The sequence below is a fragment of the Micromonospora sp. LH3U1 genome, assembly GCF_028475105.1.
In the GTDB taxonomy this organism is placed as follows: Bacteria; Actinomycetota; Actinomycetes; order Mycobacteriales; family Micromonosporaceae; genus Micromonospora.
On record NZ_CP116936.1, the window covers coordinates 1,924,450 to 1,938,942 of the forward strand.

Annotated in this window: 14 protein-coding genes and 1 tRNA gene; 11 read left to right on the forward strand and 4 right to left on the reverse strand. The window is 70.7% G+C overall.

Features of this window, described 5'->3' with window-relative positions; all coding sequences use genetic code 11:
* Nucleotides 1-165: 165 nt before the first annotated feature.
* The gene (locus PCA76_RS08885; RefSeq protein ID WP_272616576.1) at nucleotides 166-897 is read right to left on the reverse strand and encodes a FadR/GntR family transcriptional regulator; all 732 of its coding nucleotides are present in this window, start codon (nucleotides 895-897) and stop codon (nucleotides 166-168) included.
* Nucleotides 898-1,034: 137 nt separating this feature from the next.
* On the opposite strand from PCA76_RS08885, the gene PCA76_RS08890 reads away from it, so the two are divergent.
* From PCA76_RS08890 to PCA76_RS08925, 8 genes are all read left to right on the forward strand, one after another.
* On the forward strand, nucleotides 1,035-2,663 hold the full coding sequence (locus PCA76_RS08890) for an ABC transporter substrate-binding protein (protein WP_272616577.1): 1,629 nt from the start codon (nucleotides 1,035-1,037) through the stop codon (nucleotides 2,661-2,663).
* A gap of 105 nt (nucleotides 2,664-2,768) precedes the next feature.
* The gene (locus PCA76_RS08895; protein WP_272616578.1) at nucleotides 2,769-3,725 is read left to right on the forward strand and encodes an ABC transporter permease; all 957 of its coding nucleotides are present in this window, start codon (nucleotides 2,769-2,771) and stop codon (nucleotides 3,723-3,725) included.
* Nucleotides 3,725-5,683: a dipeptide/oligopeptide/nickel ABC transporter permease/ATP-binding protein gene (locus tag PCA76_RS08900; RefSeq protein ID WP_272616579.1), complete on the forward strand. Its 1,959-nt coding sequence runs from the start codon at nucleotides 3,725-3,727 to the stop codon at nucleotides 5,681-5,683. Before PCA76_RS08895 ends, PCA76_RS08900 begins: the two co-directional genes overlap by 1 nt.
* Nucleotides 5,680-6,759: an oligopeptide/dipeptide ABC transporter ATP-binding protein gene (locus tag PCA76_RS08905; RefSeq protein WP_272616580.1), complete on the forward strand. Its 1,080-nt coding sequence runs from the start codon at nucleotides 5,680-5,682 to the stop codon at nucleotides 6,757-6,759. Before PCA76_RS08900 ends, PCA76_RS08905 begins: the two co-directional genes overlap by 4 nt.
* On the forward strand, nucleotides 6,756-7,694 hold the full coding sequence (locus PCA76_RS08910) for a dihydrodipicolinate synthase family protein (protein WP_272616581.1): 939 nt from the start codon (nucleotides 6,756-6,758) through the stop codon (nucleotides 7,692-7,694). Before PCA76_RS08905 ends, PCA76_RS08910 begins: the two co-directional genes overlap by 4 nt.
* A 2-nt stretch (nucleotides 7,695-7,696) precedes the next feature.
* Nucleotides 7,697-8,647, forward strand: coding sequence for an ROK family protein (locus PCA76_RS08915; RefSeq protein WP_272616582.1), 951 nt, complete (start codon nucleotides 7,697-7,699; stop codon nucleotides 8,645-8,647).
* The gene (locus PCA76_RS08920) at nucleotides 8,644-9,324 is read left to right on the forward strand and encodes an N-acetylmannosamine-6-phosphate 2-epimerase (RefSeq protein WP_272616583.1); all 681 of its coding nucleotides are present in this window, start codon (nucleotides 8,644-8,646) and stop codon (nucleotides 9,322-9,324) included. The genes PCA76_RS08915 and PCA76_RS08920 overlap by 4 nt, the downstream gene beginning before the upstream one ends.
* A 99-nt stretch (nucleotides 9,325-9,423) precedes the next feature.
* Nucleotides 9,424-10,389: an acetylxylan esterase gene (locus tag PCA76_RS08925; protein WP_272616584.1), complete on the forward strand. Its 966-nt coding sequence runs from the start codon at nucleotides 9,424-9,426 to the stop codon at nucleotides 10,387-10,389.
* 42 nt (nucleotides 10,390-10,431) lie between these two features.
* On the opposite strand, the gene PCA76_RS08930 is transcribed toward PCA76_RS08925, so the two are convergent.
* Together PCA76_RS08930 and PCA76_RS08935 are read right to left on the reverse strand one after the other, a co-directional pair.
* Nucleotides 10,432-10,887 (reverse strand): RrF2 family transcriptional regulator, encoded by a 456-nt coding sequence (locus tag PCA76_RS08930; RefSeq protein ID WP_272616585.1) that lies wholly within the window; start codon nucleotides 10,885-10,887, stop codon nucleotides 10,432-10,434.
* Between the two features lie 7 nt (nucleotides 10,888-10,894).
* Nucleotides 10,895-11,881 carry a helix-turn-helix transcriptional regulator gene (locus PCA76_RS08935; RefSeq protein WP_272616586.1) on the reverse strand — a complete coding sequence of 329 codons (987 nt, stop codon included), beginning with the start codon at nucleotides 11,879-11,881 and terminating at the stop codon, nucleotides 10,895-10,897.
* A 202-nt stretch (nucleotides 11,882-12,083) separates the two neighbouring features.
* On the opposite strand from PCA76_RS08935, the gene PCA76_RS08940 reads away from it, so the two are divergent.
* Complete coding sequence (locus PCA76_RS08940; protein ID WP_272616587.1) at nucleotides 12,084-12,860, forward strand: glucose 1-dehydrogenase; 777 nt, start codon at nucleotides 12,084-12,086, stop codon at nucleotides 12,858-12,860.
* Between the two features lie 115 nt (nucleotides 12,861-12,975).
* Here the strand turns inward: PCA76_RS08940 and PCA76_RS08945 are convergent, their stop codons facing one another.
* Nucleotides 12,976-13,407 carry an SsgA family sporulation/cell division regulator gene (locus PCA76_RS08945; protein ID WP_007457244.1) on the reverse strand — a complete coding sequence of 144 codons (432 nt, stop codon included), beginning with the start codon at nucleotides 13,405-13,407 and terminating at the stop codon, nucleotides 12,976-12,978.
* A 294-nt stretch (nucleotides 13,408-13,701) separates the two neighbouring features.
* On the opposite strand from PCA76_RS08945, the gene PCA76_RS08950 reads away from it, so the two are divergent.
* Together PCA76_RS08950 and PCA76_RS08955 are read left to right on the forward strand one after the other, a co-directional pair.
* Nucleotides 13,702-14,343, forward strand: a complete 642-nt coding sequence (locus tag PCA76_RS08950; RefSeq protein ID WP_272619264.1) for a TIGR02611 family protein — start codon at nucleotides 13,702-13,704, stop codon at nucleotides 14,341-14,343.
* Nucleotides 14,344-14,393: 50 nt separating this feature from the next.
* Nucleotides 14,394-14,465 (forward strand) — tRNA-Val (locus PCA76_RS08955).
* The last annotated feature ends 28 nt before the right edge of the window (nucleotides 14,466-14,493 follow it).

Sequence of the window (14,493 nt, forward strand, 5' to 3'; positions counted from 1 at the left end):
CCGTGGCCGCTGGCCGGCCTCGCTGTCCTACTTTCCGAACAGCTCGACCGTCAGCGGCGCAACCAGTGGGTGTCACCCGTACCCGTCATGCCGGCCCAGCCACGTGACGACATGGCGTGGGTCGCGAGTCCTCTCGCGGAGTCCGTAGCTGGTGATTGTGGCGATTCAGGACTGTACGACGCGCGCGATGCTCGCCCGGATGGGCGCGTAGTGGTCGGCGATGGCGGCGCGCAGGCCCGCCGCGTCACCGGCCGCGGCGGCGTCCACGATTGCCCGGTGCCGCTGCGCGGTGATCACCCGGTCCTCCGGCTCGGTGCGCAGCGTGGGGGCCACGATGGCCTGTACCTGCCAGAACGCCTCGGTCAGTTGGAGGATCAGGTCGTTGCCGAGGGGTTCCAGCAATTTCACGTGGAAGGCCCTGTCGACATCGAGGAAGTCCTTCCCCTGGGCGGCCAGGTTCTCCATCTCGTCGACGAGTGCGGAGAGGGCCGTGCGCTGCTCGCCGTCGAGGACGGCGATGACCTGGGTCGACAGCCCCTGCTCGAGGGTCTGGCGGACATCGACGACCTGCCCCAGCACGTGGTGGTCCTCCTCGCCGCTCAGGAGGCCGCGAAAGGTCAGGCTCTCCACGAGGGCGGCTAGGGACATGCGGCCGACGAAGGTCCCGTGACCGTGCCGCACCTCGACGATGTCGAGAGCGGAGAGGATCTTGACGGCCTCGCGCACGCTGGAGCGACTGGCACCGACCGCCTCGCACAGCTCCGCCTCGGTGGGAAGGAGGTCGCCGGGCTTGAGGCGGTTGCGCAGGATGTACTCCTTGATCTTGGTCGCGACCTCCTGCCGACGGGGACCTGGGCGCTCCGAACCGCGTAACGGGGATGCGTCAATGGTCGTCATCTGCCACTTGCCCTTCCTTCACGAATCTGACACGCTCACCCTATCGGCATCAGATGTCAGACGTCAGACCCCATTATCTTCGAATCCCTCAGCGCGAGCGTCACGCGAGCGCATGAAGAGCCTATGGAGGCAGCTACGTGAGCACCACCATTAAGCCATCGGAGAGTTGGCGCTTCCCCCCGCGCCGGCTCCGCTCGCTGGCCGTCGCGTCCACCGCGGCAACCCTCGCGCTCGGACTGGCCGCGTGCAGCGGCGGCCCGGCCTCGACCAACGCCGTCGAGGGCGGTAACGGGGGGAAGAGCTCGATCGAGACCACCCTGGCGTTCACCCTCTCTAGCGGGTTCGATCCCGCGAACGCCTCGTCGGCGGTCGCGACGGCGGTCAACCAGCACATCTTCGAGGGTCTTGTCGATCTAGACCCGGTCACCCGGGAACCTTACCGTTCCCTGGCCAAGGAAGACCCGGTGGCCAGCGCCGACGGGCTCTCCTACTCGGTGGCCGTGCGTGACGGCGCGAAGTTCTCCGACGGCACCCCGGTCACCGCCGAGGACGTCGCCTGGTCCTTCGAGCGCGTGCTGAAGCCGGCAGACCCCAAGGCTCCGCCGCTGATGCAGGGGTTCGTGTCGTTCATCGACTCGGTCACCGCCAAGGACGCGACGACGGCCGAGTTCAAGCTGAAGTACCCGTTCGCGCTGTTCGCCGAGCGGATCTCCGTCATCAAGATCGTTCCGAAGGCGAAGACCGGCGACGCGGCCGCCTCGAAGGCGTTCGACACCGCACCGATCGGCTCCGGCCCGTTCAAATTGGACAGCGCGTCCAAGGAGTCGGGCATCAAGCTGAGCAAGAACCCGAACTACGGCGGGTCCCGTCCCGCCAAGGTCGACACGATGACGTGGAACACCACCTCTGAGGCGTCGGCGCGGGTGTCCGACCTGCAGGGCGGCCGGGTCCAGGCCATCGAGTCGGTGCCCTACCTGAACGTCGACTCGCTCAAGGGCAAGTACACCGTCGAGGCGAAGCAGGCCTTCAACCAGGTCTTCCTCATGTTCAACTCGTCGGCGGCGCCGTTCAGTGACAAGCGGGTGCGCCAGGCCCTGCACTACGCCATCGACACGGACGCGGTCATCAAGACCGCGCTCAACGGCTACGGCACCGCGGCGACGAGCTACCTGGACGAGGGCAACAAGGACTACCAGAAGGCCGCCACGGTCTACGACCACAACCTGGACAAGGCCAAGGCCCTGCTCAAGGAGGCCGGTGTCTCGAACCTGTCGTTCCAGCTCGACACCACCGACAACTCCGTGGTGAAGGATGTCGCCCCGCTGGTCATCGAGCAGTGGAAGAAGATCGGCGTCAACGCCAGCCTCAACACGGTGCCCTCGTCGGCGATCTACGGTGACATCGTTCCGAAGGACACCTTCCGGGTGCTCATGGCCACCGGAGACCCCAGTGTCTTCGGCGTCGACACCGACCTGCTGATGCGCTGGTTCTACTACGGCGAGACCTGGCCGGGGCAGCGTTACCGGTGGAACGCCGCGGACCGCAAGACCATGACCGAGCTGCTCGACAAGGCGGCCCAGACCTCCGACGAAGCGGCCCGCAAGGCGCTGTGGAAGCAGGCTCTGGACATGGTGGCCGAGGAGGCCGCGCTGTACCCGATCCTGCACACCAAGGTCGTCACCGCGTACGACCCCGCCAAGCTCGACGGCTTCTCGGGCGCGGCGACCACCGGCCTGTACTTCCTGGGCGCCAGCCGAAAGGGCTGACCCCGCTTCGGGGGCCCGACCCCGGCCCCTCCGCGTCCCGCCCAGCCCGTGCCACCCTCGGGCTGGGCGGGACGTCCCGGCGGCCCTCGACGAGAGAAAGACACCATGCTGAGCGTTCTGAGCCTGGTCGCGCGACGACTCCTGACCCTGATACCCCTGGTGCTGGGCATCACGCTGTTCGTCTTCGTGATCATGCAGTTCTCCCCGATCGACCCCGCGCTGTCCGTCCTGGGTGATCAGGCCACTCCCGCGCAGGTCGACGCGTTCAAGGCCGCCAACGGTCTGGACGACCCGCTGCCCCTGCGCTACCTGCACTTCCTGGGTGACCTGCTCCGGGGCGATCTGGGCATGACGTTCCCGCCGTCCGTCCCGGTCGCCGACAAGATCGCCACCGCGCTGCCGCTGACGATCCAGCTGACGGCCCTCGGGGTCGTCGGCGCGCTGATCATCGCGTTGGCCCTCGGCATCCCCGCGGCGCTGTACCGGGACCGCTGGCCCGACCAGGTCATCCGGTTCGTCTCGATGGCCGGGATCGCCATGCCGTCCTTCTGGCTGGCCCTCCTGCTCATCCAGGAGCTCTCGGTCCGGCGTCCGGTCTTCCCGACCGGCGGCTACGTCAACCCCACCGACTCGGTGTCTCTCTGGCTGCAGTCCCTCGCCATGCCCGCGCTGGCTCTCGCCGTGCCCGTCGGGTGCACGCTCGCCCGGATCGTGCGTACGTCGATGGTCGAAGAGCTCGACAAGGACTACGTCCGTACGGCGATCGGCGCCGGACTGCCGCCTCGGGTGGTGGTCGGACGCAACGTGCTGCGCAACGCGCTCGTCAACCCGCTCACCGTGCTGGGCCTGCGGATCGGCTACCTCATCGGCGGCACGGTCATCATCGAGGCCATCTTCTCGCTGCCCGGCATGGGCACCCAGATCATGAGCGCCGTCCAGCAGAACGACACCGCCCTCGCGCAGGGAACCGTCCTGACGATCGCCCTCGGCTTCGTGTTCGTGAACCTGATCGTCGACATTCTCTATCTCTTCGCCAACCCTCGTCTGCGCGGAGGCCACTGATGCGCCGCACACTCACCGCTCGGTTGTCGCAGCCCGGCATGGCCTTCAAACGGCTCAGCCTCACCGCCCGGATCGCGCTCAGCTTCGTCCTGCTCATCGTCGTGGTGGGCATCTTCGCGCCGCTGCTGCTGCGGCACGACCCCGCGCAGGCCGGCCTCGGCCCGGCGCTGACCGGCCCGAACGGCGACTACTGGTTCGGCCTGGACAAGCTCGGGCGCGACGTCTTCTCCCGGCTGGTGGCCGGCACCCGGCGTTCCCTGATCGTCGGTTTTGGCGCCGCCGGCATCGCCCTGCTGTTCGGCGCGATCCTCGGCGCGGTGGCGGGAACGAGCCGGACCGCGGTCGACGAGGTCGTGATGCGCTGCCTCGACGTCGTCATGGCGTTCCCCGCCATCGTGCTCTCCGCGCTGCTGATCATCTCGTTCGGCAAGAACAGCCTCGTGGTCCTCGTGGTCGCGATCGGCTTCGTCTTCATTCCTTCGGTCGCGCGCATCGTGCGCGCCAACGTGCTCTCGCAGTACCGCGAGGACTACGTCGCCGCCGAACGGATCATTGGTGCGCGGCGACTGCACATCCTCTGGCGACACGTCCTGCGCAACTGCGCCGCACCGATCCTCGTCTTCGTCACCGTCCTGGTGGCCGACTCGATCGTCTTCGAGGCGTCCCTCTCCTTCATCGGCGGCGGGCTGGCACCCCAGGAGGCCGCCTCCTCGTGGGGCTCGGTCATCGCCTACGGCAAGGAGATGGTGCAGATCGGCGGATGGTGGGCCACCTTCTTCCCCGGCGTGCTGATCCTGCTGACCGTGCTCGCCCTGAACGTGCTCTCCGAAGGAATGTCGGACGCCTGGGCCGCCCCCGCGGCACGGCGCGCCACCGCTTTGTCGGCCGGCGACGCACAGGAGGAGGCGCAGCCCGGCTCCGGTGAGGTGGTGCAGCTGCCCGGTCTGCCCGAGGCGGCGCAGCGGCTGCGCGAGCGCGCCCGTCCGCTCCCGGAGGGTGAACCCGTCCTCGAGGTCCGGAACCTGTCGATCGGGTTCGAGGGACGCCACCGGGGAGTCGACATCGTCGACGACCTGACCTTCGACGTCCGCCCCGGCGAAGTCCTCGGCCTGGTGGGGGAGTCGGGTTCGGGCAAGTCCCTGACCTCGCTCGCCGTGATGGGCCTGCTGCCGCAGGGCGCCCGGGTACGCGGGGAGGTCAGCTTCCAAGGCACGGACCTGCTGAAAGTGAGCGCCAAACGGCGTCGCGCCCTGATGGGTCGCGAGATCGCGATGGTCTACCAGGACGCCCTCTCGGCCTTGAACCCCTCGCTGCGCATCGGTCCCCAGCTCGCCCAGATGATCCGCCGTGGCGGCACCCGGTCGGCCAAGGAACTGATGGAACTGGTGGGCCTGGACCCGCGGCGCACCCTGGCCGCGTACCCCCATGAGCTCTCCGGCGGGCAGCGGCAACGCGTGGTGATCGCCATGGCGCTGTCCCGGGATCCGCGCCTCATCATCGCCGACGAGCCGACCACCGCGCTCGACGTCACGGTCCAGGCGCAGGTCATGGAGCTGCTGCTGCGGCTGCGCGGCCAGTTGGGCTTCGCGCTGATCCTGGTCAGTCACGACCTCGCGCTGGTCAGTGACGTCGCGGACCGCGTCGTGGTGATGTACGGCGGACAGATCGTCGAGAGCGGTGTCACCGCCGACGTGGTCGGGGCGCCGGCGCACCACTACGCCCGTGGCCTCCTCGGCTCCGTGCTCTCCCTGGAGGCCGGCGCGGAACGGCTCACCCAGATCCGCGGCGTGGTGCCGTCGCCGGCCGACTTCCCGGCGGGATGCCGGTTCGCCGATCGCTGCCCCATGGCCACCGAGGTCTGTCGGGAGACGGTGCCCCGCCTGGAGGGCGCCCCCGACCACCGGTACGCCTGCCACCACCCGGCCGTCACCGTCAGGGAAGAGGAGCTGGCCCGATGAGTGCGTCAGTCCCGCGCGAGTCGATCGTCGAGCTGCGCGACGTACACGTGGTTCACCGCACCCGCGGGGGCGGCCTCTTCGGCCGCGAGCGGGTGTACGCCCTCACCAGCGCGGACCTCACCGTTCGTGCCGGCGAGACCATCGGTGTCGTCGGCGAGTCCGGCTGCGGCAAGTCCACCATGGCCAAGGTGCTGGTGGGGCTACAGCGGCCGACGAGCGGCACGGTCTCCTTCGCCGGCAAGGACGTGTGGTCGATGAGCGCGGCGGAACGCCGCCAGCACATCGGGGCCGGCGTCGGCATGATCTTCCAGGACCCCGCCACGTCGCTGAACCGGCGCATGCCGGTCCGCGACATCCTGCGCGACCCACTCGACGTGCACCGTCGCGGCACCCGCAGGCAGCGCGAGGAGCGGGTCGCGGAGCTGATGGCCCTGGTGGGACTCCCCAGGTCGGTCGCCGACGTCCTGCCGAGCCAGCTCTCCGGTGGTCAGCGTCAGCGGGTGTCCATCGCGCGTGCCCTGGCCCTGGAGCCGGGGTTGGTCATCGCCGACGAGCCCACCAGCGCCCTCGACGTGTCGGTGCGCGCGCAGATCCTCAACCTGCTCCTGGACCTCAAGGACCGCCTCGGACTGGCCATGGTCTTCGTCTCCCACGACATCCAGACGGTCAAGCGGATCAGTGACCGTGTGGTCACGATGTACCTCGGCCGGATCGTGGAGCAGACACCCGCCGTCGGGCTTCCGGAGGCCGCTCAGCACCCGTACACCCGGGCGCTGTTCTCCGCCACGCCGGGTCTGCTGTCGCCGCTGGATCCCATCCCGCTCGTCGGCCCCGTCCCGCTCGCCACCCGGCCGCCCAGTGGATGCCCGTTCCGCACCCGGTGCTGGAAGGCCACCGACGTCTGCGCCACCGAGATGCCGCCGATCGAACCGGGCGGCGACGGCGACTCCGGAGGCGCCCACGAGTTCCGGTGCTACCACCCCGTTCCCGCTGGATCCAGCAACACAGAGCTGGTCGAACTCGCCAGAGCAGCGACCGGCCGCACCACCCCCCTACATGTCGAGGAGTCAGCGTGACCACCCCAGCCCCGCGGTTCGCCGGAGTCGTGCCGCCGGTCGTCACCCCCCTGACCGAGGAGGGCGCGGTCGACGTCACCTCCCTCGAGCGGCTCGTCGAGCGGATGCTCGCCGCCGGCGTCGACGGCATCTTCGCCCTCGGCAGCTCCGGCGAGACCGTGTTCCTCACCGACAGCCAGCGGGACCAGGCTCTCGAGACCGTCGTGAAGACCGTCGGAGGTGCCGTACCCGTCATCGCCGGCTGCATCGAGCCGACCACGCGTCGGGTCCTCGACCGGGCCGACGCGTCGACGCGCCTGGGCGTCGACGGTCTGGTGGCCACCGCACCCTTCTACGCCATCGTCGGCCCCCACGAGATCGAGCGGCATTTTCGGTCTCTCGCCTCGTCGGTCGAGCTCCCCCTGCTCGCGTACGACATTCCCGTCTGCGTGCACACCAAGCTCTCCCCGGACCTGCTAAGCCGGTTGGCGGCGGAGGGCGTCCTCGCCGGCGTCAAGGACTCCAGCGGCGACGACGTCGCCTTCCGCCAGCTGGTGCTGGCGATCGCGGAGTGCGCGCCGAACGCCGGCTTCAGCCTGTTGACCGGGCACGAGGTGGTGGTCGACGCGATGATGCTCGCCGGCGCCTCCGGCTGCGTCCCCGGGCTGGGCAACGTGGACCCGGCCGGCTACGTGCGACTCCACCGGGCCTGCGTCAACGGCGACTGGGATGCCGCCCGCGCGGAGCAGGACCGCCTCACCCGGCTGTTCCGGATCGTCGACGCGGCCGACCCGGCGACGGCGGCAGGGGCGACCCGGGGCGTGGGCGCGTTCAAGACCGCCCTGGCCCTGCTCGGTGTCATCGACAGCAACGCGGTGTCGCTTCCCCTGCGACCGCTCGACGCCGACGAGGCGAGCCGCGTGCGTATCCAGCTGGAACTGGCGGGGCTCCTCTAGCCATGTCCGAGGCACCCAAGCCCCGGGTCGTCGCCGGCGAGGCGGTCGCCGCGCTCGACATCGGGGGCACCAAGACGGCCGCCGCCATCGTGACGCGCCACGGCGAGGTCGTCGACCGGGTCACCGCCGCCACCCCCGGTAGGGCCGGGGCGACCGCCATCCTCGATACCGCAGCCGATCTCGTTGATCGTCTGCGGGCGAGGGCGACGGGGACACACATCCGTGCCCTCGGAGTCGGCAGCGCCGGGGTGGTCGACCACCGAACGGGTCGGGTGCTCTCGGCCACCGACGTCCTGGCCGGTTGGGCCGGCACGGACCTGAGCGGGCGACTGCGAGAGCTGCTGGGTCTGCCCGTCGCCGTCATCAACGACGTGCACGCGCACGCCCTCGGTGAGGCGCGGCACGGCGTGGCGGCCGGCTACGAGACGACGCTCTTCATCGCGGTCGGCACCGGCATCGGTGCCTCGTTCGTCGTCGGCGGCACCGTGCTGGCCGGCGCCCACTCCGCGGCCGGCCACGCCGGCCACCAACCCTCGCCGTACGCCGGGCAGCTGCCCTGCACCTGCGGCGGGCAGGGACACCTGGAGGCGATCGCCTCCGGGCCCGGCCTCACCGAGGAGTACGTGCGGCGTACCGGCCAGCCGGTCGACGACCTGCGAGCGGTGGCCGCGCGTGCCGCGGACGGCGACGCGACGGCCCGGGAGGTGGTCCTGTTGGGCGGGGCCGCCGTCGGCTCGGCTGTCGGCGGGCTGATCAACATGCTCGACCCCGGTGCCGTCGTGGTCGGCGGCGGGGTCACCGGACTCGGCGAACCCTGGTGGCAGGCACTTCGGGACGCAGTGCGGCGGGAGACGTTGCCCAGCCTAGACGACGTGCCCGTCCTGGCCTCGACCCTCGGGTCGGACGCCCCACTGATCGGCGCCGCCTCACTCGCCTGGGAGGGCATCGCATGAACGCGCTGATCGCGCAGCTCCGTCACCGCCTGGTCGTCTCCTGCCAGGCGTATCCCGGTGAGCCGATGCGCACCCCGGACACGATGCGCCGGGTCGCTCTCGCCGCCGCCCAGGGCGGAGCCGCCGGCATCCGCGCCCAGGGTCTCGCGGACATCGCGGCCATCCGGCCGGCCGTCGACCTACCACTGATCGGGCTCTGGAAGGACGGGGACGACGACGTCTTCATCACTCCCACGCTGGCCCACGCGCTGGCCGTGGCGCGGGCCGGCGCGCACGTCGTCGCGCTCGACGGCACCGCGCGGCCCCGGCCGGACGGACGAACACTCAAAGAGACCATCGCCGCCGTCCACGACCTGACCGGGGCTCTGGTGATGGCCGACTGCTCCACCCTCGCCGAGGGGGTCGCCGCCGCCGCGGCGGGCGCCGACCTGGTTGGCACCACCCTGGCCGGCTACACCGCGTACACGAGAAAGCAGCCCGGCCCGGACCTGGACCTGGTCGCTCAGCTCGCCACCGCGATCGACGTGCCGGTTGTCGCGGAGGGCCGGATCCACACCCCGGCCCAGGCGGCGCAGGCGCTGCGGGCCGGGGCGTGGGCGGTGGTGGTGGGCACCGCGATCACCCATCCCACCACCATCACCGGCTGGTTCGCGTCGGCGATGGCGTCCTCCCGGTAGCGGCTGAAGCACGACCCGGGCGCCGACGGTCCGGCTCGGACAGGCGCGTCGGCGGCACCCCCTACCCACTGACCATCAAGGCGTCACGGAGGCCATGCTGTGGCTTTGAGCGATCTCACCCTGGCCGACTGCTGGGCGTACCGACCAGACCTGGCTGTTCCGGAGGACCTGGACGCCTTCTGGGAGCGGACGCTGCGTGCCGACGGACCGGCGGCGGCGGCGTACGAGCCCGTCGACACGGGTCTCACCCAGATCCGCACCTGGTCGGTCACCGTCGCCGGCTACAGCGGCGAGCCCGTGCACGGCTGGCTGCACCTGCCGGCGAATGCCACCGGGCCGCTGGCCTGCGTGGTCGAGTACCTCGGGTACGGCCGTGGCCGTGGCCTGCCCCACGAGAAACTGTTCTGGGCCGCGGCGGGCTTCGCTCACCTGATCATGGACACCCGGGGTCAGGGCTGGAGCGCCGCGCCGGGCGCCACCGCCGACCCGCACCGGTATCCGGCCGGCACCGTTCCGGGCTTCCTCACCCGCGGCGTCACCCGACCGGAGGACTTCTACTACCGCAGGCTGATCACCGACGCGGTCCGGTTCGCCCGGGCTGCCCAGGAGCATCCCGCCGTCGACCCCGACCGGGTCGCCGTCACCGGCATCAGCCAGGGCGGCGGCCTCTCGCTGGCGGTGGCCGCGCTGTTCCCGGGCGTGGCGGCGGCCATGCCCGACGTGCCCTTCCTGTGTGACTTCCCGCGCGCTGTCCAGGTCGCCGGTCAGGGCCCCTACGGCGAGGTCGCCGAGTATCTCGCGCTGTACCGCGACCGGAGCAGCCAGGTGTTCCGCACGTTGTCGTACGTCGACGCCGCCGTGCTCGCGCCCGGCGCAACCGCGCCCGCGCTGTTCTCCATCGCGATGATGGACCAGATCTGCCCGCCCTCGACCTGCTTCGCGGCCTACCACCGCTACGGCGGCGACAAGGAACTGCGCGTGTACGAGTTCAACGACCACGAAGGTGGCGAGGCGCAACAGCAGCTCGAACAGCTCGCCTGGCTGCACAAGCTCTTCGGCCGCTGAGGACAGAGGCGGCGACGGCCCCGATGGACACCCCGCCGCGGGTCAGCGTGGCTCCCACGCGTCGGGCAGCGCGGTGAGCTTACGGACGTGGGCGGGCAGCCGACCGCTGATGATCTCGGCGAGGCTCACCTCGTCGACCACGCGCCGCACCGCCGCGCGCACCGCCACCCACAGACCGGGCAGGTTCTCGGCCGAGCCCTCGTATTGGGTCTCCTCGGGGCGCAGGCCGCGTACCCCGGCCAGCGGGCCGTCCACGGCGCGCAGCACCGCGCCGACGGTCACCTCGCGCGGCGGGCGTGCCAACGTGTATCCACCCTCGGCGCCGCGCTGGGCGCGTACGACGCCGGCCCGGCGCAGATCCGCCAGGACCGCCTCCAGGAACTTGCGGGGCATGTCCTGCTCTTCGGCGATGGCCTGGGTGGACAGCAGCGAGGGGTACGCGGTGGCGAGGCTCAGCGCTGCCCGTACCGCGTAGTCGCCGCGCGCGGAGATCTGCACCCTGTCATCATGCCCGGCCGGTGCCCGCCGGCCCGCCGGGCGTCCCGGGTCGCCCGGCGTGGCCGCCGTTGGCCGGTTCGCCGAGGATGCCGGGGCGGAATCTACCGCCGTTGGCGCCCGTCGGCTCGACCGGCGGCCGGGGCCGGACCACTCGGGCGGCCGGTTGATCCCGTGCAGCCCGGAACGCGCCGGGGCTGACGCCGATCTCGCGGGTGAAGAAGCGGCCGAAGTTCGTGGGTTCGGAGAAGCCGAGGTGCCGGCCGATCTGGGCGATCGGCTGGTCGGTCGCGGCGAGGAGCCGGCCGGCCTGCAACGCGACCCGCTCGTCGATGACCTGCTTGGCGCTGCGACCGGTGACGGCCAGGCAGGCCCGGGTCAGGGTCCGCACCGAGCAGCGGAGCCCGGCGGCGTAGTCCTCCACCCGACGGGTGTGCGGGTAGCTGTGCTCCACGTCCCGGCGGAACCGGTGGAACGTCTCATCCTCGGGCCGGGACGTCGACCGGCCAGCAGTGGCCAGGGCCAGCCGCAGCAGCAATACGGCCAGTTGGTGGCGGAGCAGCGCGCGGGCGGTGAGGCTGTCGGGGTGCCGCTGGCAGTCCACCGCCAACTGGCTCACCTCGGTGATCACCGCGTCCTCGTCCTCACCAGCCAGTTGCCGCCAGGTCACCGCCGTGTCCAGGTCGATGTCGAAGCCGCGTAGCGCCTCCGGCTCCCAGGCGACAACGGTGGCGTCGAACTGCGGGCCGGCGCAGCGCAGCACCTGGCCGGCATGGACCCGCAGCAGCGTGCCGGGCCGGCACGGCAGCAGGTGAAAGTCGAGTTCCGCGTCGCCATGCCCACGCGTGGTGAGGATCAGCAGCTCACGCTCGACGATCACCGGCCGACGCCAGCCCGGAGCACTGGAAAGGTCGGCCAGCGCGAACGTGGCGATCTCGTCGGGTACGGAGGATGCCGTTCCGATCGATGGCGCGGGGGAGGGATCGGTGGAGACCATCGCCTGCGACGGTAGCCCGAACCGCAGGTCATCGCATCCCGATCGACGCGCGTAACGGAATCTGTGCGCCGGCACGGGCTTGTCGCCATCCCTGCGGCCGGGCTACGTTACCCGGCGGTAGCGCCGTCAGGTCCGCGGTCCGCCCGGCGTCCCGCCGGCAGCCCAACCGGTCGGCGGCCCGCCGACTCGCGATGGGATGGGCATGACGCAGCTGTTCTCGGTCGAAGGTAAGACGGTCCTGGTCACCGGCGGTTCGCGGGGGATCGGTCTGATGATCGCCCAAGGCTTCGTCCGGGCCGGCGCACACGTGATCATCTCGTCCCGCAAGGCCGACGTCTGCGAGGCGGTAGCCAAGGAGCTCTCCGCCGAGGGTCGCTGCGAGGCCATCCCCGCCGACCTTGGCGACGACGTCGGCGCCGAGGCGCTGGCCACCGCCGTGCGCGAGCGCTTTCCCCGCCTCGACGTGCTGGTCAACAACGCGGGCGCGACCTGGGGCGCACCGCTGGAGACCTACCCGGAGGCCGCGTTCGACAAGCTCTGGGCGGTCAACGTCAAGGCCGTCTTCCGGCTCACCACCGCGCTGCTGCCGGCGCTGCGCGCCGCCGCCAGCGCCGATGACCCGGCCCGCGTGATCAACATCGGGTCGATCGACGGCATCCGGGTGCCGTGGATGGAGGTGTACGCGTACTCGGCCACCAAGGCGGCCGTGCACATGCTCACCCGCAGCCTGGCCCATCAACTGGCCGGCGACCAGATCACCGTCAACGCGATCGCTCCCGGCCCGTTCGAGAGCAAGATGATGGCGTTCGCGCTGGACGACCCCGCGAGCCGGACCGCCATCGAGCAGCAGGTGCCGCTGGGCCGCATCGGGCGCCCGGAGGACATGGCCGGTACGGCCATCTACCTCTCGTCGCGCGCCGGCGCGTATCTCACCGGTGCGGTCATCCCCGTCGACGGCGGCATCACCACGCACGGCTGAGCACCGGCTCGCCCAGGGCGGGCGTGCCCGCGTACCCCAGGGTGTGCCGGGGCCGCGCGGACTCGGCAGATCCGCGCGGCCCCGGTTTGGCCGGTGTTGCCCGTTCGGGCGGTGGTCAGCGACCGGCGAGCAGCCGGTTCACCGCCGTGTCGACGTCCAGGTGCTCGGCCTCACGGCCGCGCGGGACGACGACGTAGGTCCGTCGAAGGAAACGCACCAGGACGCTGCGCGGCACCTCGAAGAGGGCGTTGCCGTCCGGTGACGAGAGGGCCAACGCGACGAAGTCGCCGCGCGGTGTGGCCCAGGGCCAGACCCGCACATCCCCGATGCCGGCTGGCTCGTCCAGGCCGGTGACCAGCAGTTCGCGGGCGAAAGACCAGCTCACCGCCTCGCCCCCGGCCGATTCGGCATGGAACAGGACATGGACCGCATACGGGTCAGCAGGGTCGTAACGCAGACTGGCACGCACCGGCAAGGCGGTGGCGTCAGGTGCGACGAGCCTTAGCGACGTCTCGACCTCTACGGTCGTCGGTCGAATGACACTCATGGACGTTCTCCCCCCGGCACCGCTGCGGAACGCGCGTGTCCCGCTTTTCCCATACTCAGGTGCTACTCCTGGCTACGCTCCGCCATACGCTGACTTCACCCAGTGGTGGGAAGGGGGACGGAAAGGCCGCGTGAATGTGAGGATTCATGTAGGATTTCCGGTTCTGCCCAGTGCGTGATCCCGCCCGGCATCGGGTGGTTCAGTCGTCGACTTACTCCGGTAACGTCCAGTCGGCCGTTGCAGTGACGGGCCCGAGCGACACTGGCGGGTGAAATGGTGACGAAGCGATCCTCAATGGATCCGGTGGCGACGCCCGGCCCGCCGAACGTCGCGGTCCGAGCAGCCGAAAGGCGGGGGTACGAAGTGCCGATGGAGCAGCCCGAACGGGCCGGTCGGCCGGCGTCCGACGCCGGTCGCCCGGGCGGCAGAAGCGCGGACCAGTCGACCGGCGGTCCGGGTGGCGATGGCGGCGCAGACCGGTCGTTCGGTGGCCCTGGACGTGGCGGCGGACTCACTGTCGTGCAGGACCCGCCGCGCCGCCCTCGCTGGCGGCAACGGATCTCGATGACCCTCGACCTCATCCGAGCCAACCCCACCGGCCGGATCGCCCTCAAGATCTTTATCGCGATCGCCGGGGCGCTCGTGGTGACCATCGGCATCGCCCTCATCCCGCTGCCCGGACCGGGCTGGCTGCTGGTGATCGCCGGGCTGGGCATCTGGGCCGTCGAATACCACTGGGCGCGCCGACTCCTCGGCTTCACCCGCCGACACGTTCACGGCTGGACGCAGTGGGTCACACGGCAGTCACTGGCAGTGCGAATCGTGCTCGGCTCCGTCGGCCTGATCTTCGTGGCCACGGTGGTCTGGCTGTCGCTCAAATACAGCCTCGGCATCGACGTGGTGGCCAAGGCGATGCAGCACCTCGCAACGCACTGACCCCGGATTTCCGGTCCGGTTCCACGATCGGGTAGAGTCAGTGGCGCTGAGGGCGATTAGCTCAGTGGGAGAGCGCTTCGTTCACACCGAAGAGGTCGCTGGTTCGATACCAGCATCGCCCACGCAGGTCAAAGGCCACTTCCCAGTCTT

What these genes read in the sequence shown, in the direction of transcription:
- PCA76_RS08885 (WP_272616576.1), bottom strand. Translation starts at nt 897, where the DNA reads ATGACGACCATTGACGCATCCCCGTTACGCGGTTCGGAGCGCCCAGGT.
- PCA76_RS08895 (WP_272616578.1), top strand. Translation starts at nt 2,769, where the DNA reads ATGCTGAGCGTTCTGAGCCTGGTCGCGCGACGACTCCTGACCCTGATA.
- PCA76_RS08900 (WP_272616579.1), top strand. Translation starts at nt 3,725, where the DNA reads ATGCGCCGCACACTCACCGCTCGGTTGTCGCAGCCCGGCATGGCCTTC.
- PCA76_RS08905 (WP_272616580.1), top strand. Translation starts at nt 5,680, where the DNA reads ATGAGTGCGTCAGTCCCGCGCGAGTCGATCGTCGAGCTGCGCGACGTA.
- PCA76_RS08915 (WP_272616582.1), top strand. Translation starts at nt 7,697, where the DNA reads ATGTCCGAGGCACCCAAGCCCCGGGTCGTCGCCGGCGAGGCGGTCGCC.
- PCA76_RS08920 (WP_272616583.1), top strand. Translation starts at nt 8,644, where the DNA reads ATGAACGCGCTGATCGCGCAGCTCCGTCACCGCCTGGTCGTCTCCTGC.
- PCA76_RS08935 (WP_272616586.1), bottom strand. Translation starts at nt 11,881, where the DNA reads ATGGTCTCCACCGATCCCTCCCCCGCGCCATCGATCGGAACGGCATCC.
- PCA76_RS08940 (WP_272616587.1), top strand. Translation starts at nt 12,084, where the DNA reads ATGACGCAGCTGTTCTCGGTCGAAGGTAAGACGGTCCTGGTCACCGGC.
- PCA76_RS08945 (WP_007457244.1), bottom strand. Translation starts at nt 13,407, where the DNA reads ATGAGTGTCATTCGACCGACGACCGTAGAGGTCGAGACGTCGCTAAGG.
- PCA76_RS08950 (WP_272619264.1), top strand. Translation starts at nt 13,702, where the DNA reads ATGGATCCGGTGGCGACGCCCGGCCCGCCGAACGTCGCGGTCCGAGCA.